This window comes from Methylorubrum podarium, assembly GCF_022179745.1.
GTDB classification, from domain to species: Bacteria; Pseudomonadota; Alphaproteobacteria; order Rhizobiales; family Beijerinckiaceae; genus Methylobacterium; species Methylobacterium podarium.
Window position 1 is genome coordinate 1 of sequence record NZ_BPRD01000545.1, and the last position, 4999, is coordinate 4999.

Annotated in this window: 5 protein-coding genes; 3 read left to right on the forward strand and 2 right to left on the reverse strand. The window is 72.5% G+C overall.

The window, feature by feature from the left end:
• Both MFF42_RS23110 and MFF42_RS23115 read right to left on the reverse strand, forming a co-directional pair.
• Positions 1–1614: DUF2339 domain-containing protein (locus MFF42_RS23110; RefSeq protein ID WP_238258065.1), on the reverse strand; the 1614-nt coding region annotated here is incomplete at its 3' end.
• Positions 1615–1783: 169 nt separating this feature from the next.
• Complete coding sequence (locus MFF42_RS23115) at positions 1784–2035, reverse strand: hypothetical protein (RefSeq protein WP_238258067.1); 252 nt, start codon at positions 2033–2035, stop codon at positions 1784–1786.
• A gap of 390 nt (positions 2036–2425) precedes the next feature.
• Between MFF42_RS23115 and MFF42_RS23120 the strand changes: the two genes are divergently transcribed.
• From MFF42_RS23120 to MFF42_RS23130, 3 genes are all read left to right on the forward strand, one after another.
• Positions 2426–3118, forward strand: coding sequence for a Crp/Fnr family transcriptional regulator (locus MFF42_RS23120; protein WP_012456405.1), 693 nt, complete (start codon positions 2426–2428; stop codon positions 3116–3118).
• Between the two features lie 85 nt (positions 3119–3203).
• The gene (locus MFF42_RS23125; RefSeq protein ID WP_373875216.1) at positions 3204–4298 is read left to right on the forward strand and encodes an ABC transporter ATP-binding protein; all 1095 of its coding nucleotides are present in this window, start codon (positions 3204–3206) and stop codon (positions 4296–4298) included.
• The coding region (locus MFF42_RS23130; protein WP_238258070.1) for an ABC transporter permease at positions 4295–4999 on the forward strand (705 nt) is incomplete at its 3' end. The genes MFF42_RS23125 and MFF42_RS23130, both read left to right, overlap by 4 nt.

Genomic DNA, 4999 nt, shown 5'->3' on the forward strand with positions numbered 1-4999 from the left:
CGCCGCGGCGAAGGCGCCGAGCCCGAGCGCCAGGGCGGGGGAGGGGGTCTGGTCGCCCTGGCGCCGGCACAGGGCGGCGAGCCCGCAGAACCCGGCGGCCAGCGCCCCCGCGGCGGCGGCGAAGCCCGGGGCCACCGCGCCGCCTGCGATGCGCAGATCGGCGAGGGCGAGGGCCGCGAGGGGCGCCGCCGCCGCGCCGGCGGCGAAGGTGAGGGCGGTGGCGTAGGGCAGGAGGCTGCCGCCCAGGAGCCGCAGCGCGCCGAGCCCCGCGACCGTCAGAGACCCGGCCGTCGCCAGCGCGACGAGCCATCCGGGATTCTCGGTTCCGGACCAGAGGAGGAAGTCGGGGACGCCCGCGGGATCCGCCGCCTGCGGCCAGACCACGAGCGCGACGGCCAGCGTCAGGGCCGCGACGACGCTGCCCGCGGCGGCGGGCGCGGCGACGAAGCCCGCGAGCGCGGGCAGCACGGTCGCGGCGAGCGCCGCCGCGGCCCAGCCCGGCCCGCCGTCGGACGCCGTCAGGCCGAGCACCGCCAGCGCCACGCCACCGATCACCGCGAGGGCGAAGGCGGCGAAGCGGTCGAGCCGCGCCTGCCCATCGGGCACGCCGCGCCCCGGCAGGACGGCGAAGACGAGCACCGCCAGCACCTGCTGCAGCACGAGGTGGACCTGCACGGCCACGCCCTCGCCGGGCAGGAGGGTGAGGAACAGGGCCCAGGCCGCCGCGCCGATTCCGGCCGCCACGGCGAGGGCGCGCCAGCCCTTCACCCAGGCAAAGGCGTAGGCGCTGCCGGCCACCACCGGGAGGTAGAGGGCGAGCGGCCACAGGCTCGTTCCGCCGCCGCCGACGAGGAGCGGCGTGGCGAGCGCCCCGACGAGGCCGATCCCGGCGAGCGCCGGCCCGTGCAGCAGGGCGGCGACCATGGCGGCCAGGCCCGTCACCGCCAGCCCGGCGAAGGCGAGGCCCGGCCCGATGAAGCCGTAGAGCGCGTGCGCGGCGTAGACCGCGCCGAACAGGCCGACCGTGCCGGCGGCGGTGACCATGGCCGGCACGTCGGGCCAGATCGCGGGCACCGGCTCGGCCCCGCGCAGGCGCCGCCGCAGGACCTCGCCGAGCCCGATAAGACCGAAGGCGAGGGCGAAACCGCCCGCGATCCGCATGCCCGGCCCGAACAGGCCGCGCTCGGCCGAGTAGCGCACGAGCAGCACCGCGCCGAAGGCCAGGGCGAGGCCGCCGACCCAGACGGTCCAGCGGGTGCCGAAGCGCTCCTCGAAGGAGGGGGCAGGGGAGGCAGGAGGGGTGGGAGGAGGGGAGGCAGGCATCGCCGGCCGCTCCGGCGCCGCGGCCGGGACGGCCGGGACGGCGCCGCGCGGCGGCGGTTCGGGCGCCGGTTCCGGACGGGGCGGCTCCGGCGCGGGAGCGGGCGTCGGGGTCACACTTGGAATCGGGCTCGGCGCGGGGCCGGCGATCGGGCGCGCCTCGACCAGAGCGAGGCGGCGCTCCAGGATCCGAATGCGCTGCCGCTGCCGCAGCGCCAGCAGCAGGCCCGCCGGACCGGACAGGGCGAGCGCCAGCGCGAGCAGCACCGCACTCAGGAAAAATCCATCGTCCATAGGCCGACCGTCCGCTCCGGGAGCGGAGAAGCTAGCCTCGTTCCCGGCCCGTACGGGTGCGGGTGCTCACACGCTCGTGAATCGTCGCGGCACGCATCCTATGGATCGCGCGGTCTTGCAAATGACGACCCGCTTCGATGTCAGCCGCGCGTTCGGCTGCCGTGCCGCCTCAGCGGACGAAAGCAAGATGAAGACGGCAGCCCTCGCGCTCGACCACGGCACAGCGACAGTCGATCTTCAGGCAGGCAATGGATAAGCGCACAGAATCAGGAACGACGACACCTGGACCGACCTCGACATCGACTCCATCGGGTGTCTCGTCCCAAACGAGGCATCCGACATCACGATGGTTCGCCGAAGATGAAATCAGTCCTACCTTGAAAGCATCCTGCAGAAATAAGTCACGGTAACCTTCCAACATCGGTTAACTCCGCGATTGCCTCAGATCCGCAGCCAAAGGTTACGGTTAATGCTTCCCAAAATCACGCGGAAAATGACTACGTGCGGTATAAAAAACCTGTTGCACGATGCGCAACTTCATGGAAGCCGATCACTAGTTGCTTATTCGTTCTCCGGCTAAGTGCTTCTCAGATGAGCCTTTTCGCGTCGGTACATCCGTCGGCGGCGGCCGAATCGGGAGACGCCCTCTGATTGTCCGCCGGATCCGAGACGCGCCTCGACCCGGTCCGCGAGGCGGTTCGAGGCCCACGCCGTCCACCTCAATCGTCCGGCAGCCGCGCGCCACGACTTGACCCGCCCCGGCGGCGGCCTCACCATTCGCTCTACGCGCGTAGACTAAGGTACAAGAGGCGTGGCGACAGGCCGGTTGGCGAGCATCCCGTTCTTCAAGGAACCGGGTGTCGATCTCTCCCCATTCGAGACGCGCTGCCATTGGCGGCGCTTCGACGAGAACGAGACGCTCGTCGATTACGACGACATCTCGACCGACGTGTACTTCCTCGCCATGGGCGAAGTGCGCATCCTCAACCGGTCCCAGTCCGGCAAGGAGGTCATCCTCGGCGAGATGCGCACCGGCGCCTTCTTCGGCGAGCTGGCGGCTCTCGACGGCATCGGCCGCTCGGCCAACGTCACGGCGCTCACCCGCGGCGAGGTCTGCGTGGTGCCGGCTCCCGTCTTCCGCCAGATCGTGTTCGCCTCCGAGGCCATCGCCGACCGGCTGTTCCGCCTGCTCGCCAAGCGCGTGCGCGAACTGAACACCCGGCTGATGGAGCACGCGCTGCTCGACCTGCGCCACCGGCTCTACGCCGAGTTGCTGCGCCTCTCCGTGCCGCGGGCCGGACAGGACGGCGAGCGCGTGGTGACGCCGCCGCCCTACCACCACGTCCTCGCCGCCCGCATCGGCTGCCGCCGGGAGCAGGTGACCCGCGAGTTCACGGTGATGGCCGGCGAGGGCCTGATCGACCGCACCCGCGGCGCCCTCGTCATCCGCCGCCCCGACCTGCTCGAAGCGCGGGTGCAGGAGGCGCTGCGGGAAGACGCGTGAGGCGGCCCGCAGCACCGCTTCTGCGAAGACGCATCCCTCAAAAGACAAGTCGCCGAGATCCGTCGCGACGCCGGTCCGAAGATCCATCTTGCCCGCAACCACTTCCCATCCGGAACAGAGGCTCCGCCTGGAGCGGGTCACCAAGCGCTTCGGCGCGCACATGGCCGTCGATGCCGTCTCCCTCGATCTGGCGGGCGGTGAGTTCTTCTGCCTGCTCGGCCCGTCCGGCTGCGGCAAGAGCACCCTGCTGCGGATGGTGGCCGGGTTCGAGGTGCCGGATTCCGGCACGATCCGGCTCGGCGAGACGGACCTGACCGCGCTGCCGCCGCACCGGCGGCCGGTCAACATGATGTTCCAGTCCTACGCGCTGTTCCCGCATATGAGCGTGGCGGCCAATCTCGCCTACGGCCTGAAAGGCTTGGGCCTGAACCGGGCGCAGAGCGCGGAGCGAGTGAGGGCGCTGCTCCGGCTCGTGCGGCTCGAAGGCTTCGAGGCGCGCCGCCCCGACAAGCTCTCCGGCGGCCAGCGCCAGCGCGTCGCCCTGGCCCGGGCGCTCGCCCGCGAGCCGCGCCTCCTCCTCCTCGACGAGCCCCTCGGCGCCCTCGACCGGGCCCTGCGCGAGGAGACGCAGGGGGAGTTGCGGGCGATCCAGCGGCGGCTCGGCACGAGCTTCGTCGTCGTCACCCACGACGCCGAGGAGGCGATGGCGCTCGCCGACCGGATCGGCGTGATGGAGCGCGGGCGCCTCGTGCAGATGGGGCCGGCGCGCGAGCTCTACGAGCGCCCGGCGAGCCGCTTCGTCGCGGGCCTGCTCGGCGACGTGAACCTGATCGACGGCCGGCTCCGCGGGCCTGAGCCCGGCGGCACCCGCAGCGTCGAGACGGCTCTGGGCAACCTTCGCGCCACCGGCGAGGGCGAGGCGGGCAACGCCGTCGTGGTCGCGATCCGCCCCGAGCGGCTTGTCGTGAGCGGGGAGGGGGCGGGCCTGGAGGGCCGGCTCCGAGGTCGCTTGATCGAGGCGACCTTCCTCGGCGACCGCATCCGCTACCGGGTCGAGATGGCCAACGGCGCGACCCTGCGCGCCTCGGCCGCCCTGCCGGCGCCCGGCCCGATCCCGTCCGTCGGCGAGACCGTCTCGCTCGCGGTGCCGGCCGACGCCGCGCGGATCCTGCCGGCATGAGCGGCCCGTCGCAGCGGCTGTCGCAGCGCCTCGGCCGCGGCCTCATGCGGGGCCTGCCGTTCCTGTGGCTGGCTCTGTTCTTCCTCGTGCCCTTCGCGGTGACGCTGAAGATCAGCTTCTCCTCGCCGGCGACCGCCCAGCCGCCCTACCTGCCGGTGCTCGAATGGGATGGCGGCCTGGAGGGCTGGCGCGAGTTCTTCGAGGCGCTCGACTTCCAGAACTACCAGATGATCGCGGCCGACGCGCTCTACCGCGACGCCGCCCTGTCCTCGCTGGGCTACGCCGCGCTCGCCACCGCGATCCTCGTGGGGATCGGCACGCCGACGGCCTACGCCATGGCCCGCGCCGCGCCGCGCTGGCAGCCGATCCTGGTGGCCCTCGTCATCGTGCCGTTCTGGACGAGCTTCCTGATCCGGGTCTACGCCTGGATCGCGATCCTCAAGCCCGAGGGGCTGCTCAACGCCGCCCTGTTGAAGCTCGGGCTGATCGGGGCGCCGCTGCCGATCCTCGACAGCCCCGTCGGCGTGCTCATCGGGCTCACCTACGCCTACCTGCCCTTCATGGTGCTGCCGCTCTACGCGGTGATGAGCCGGCTCGACCCGGCGCTCTCCGAGGCCGCCGCCGACCTCGGCGCGTCGCGGGCGCGGACCTTCTTCACCGTCACCCTGCCGCTGAGCCTGCCCGGCCTCGCCGCCGGAGCG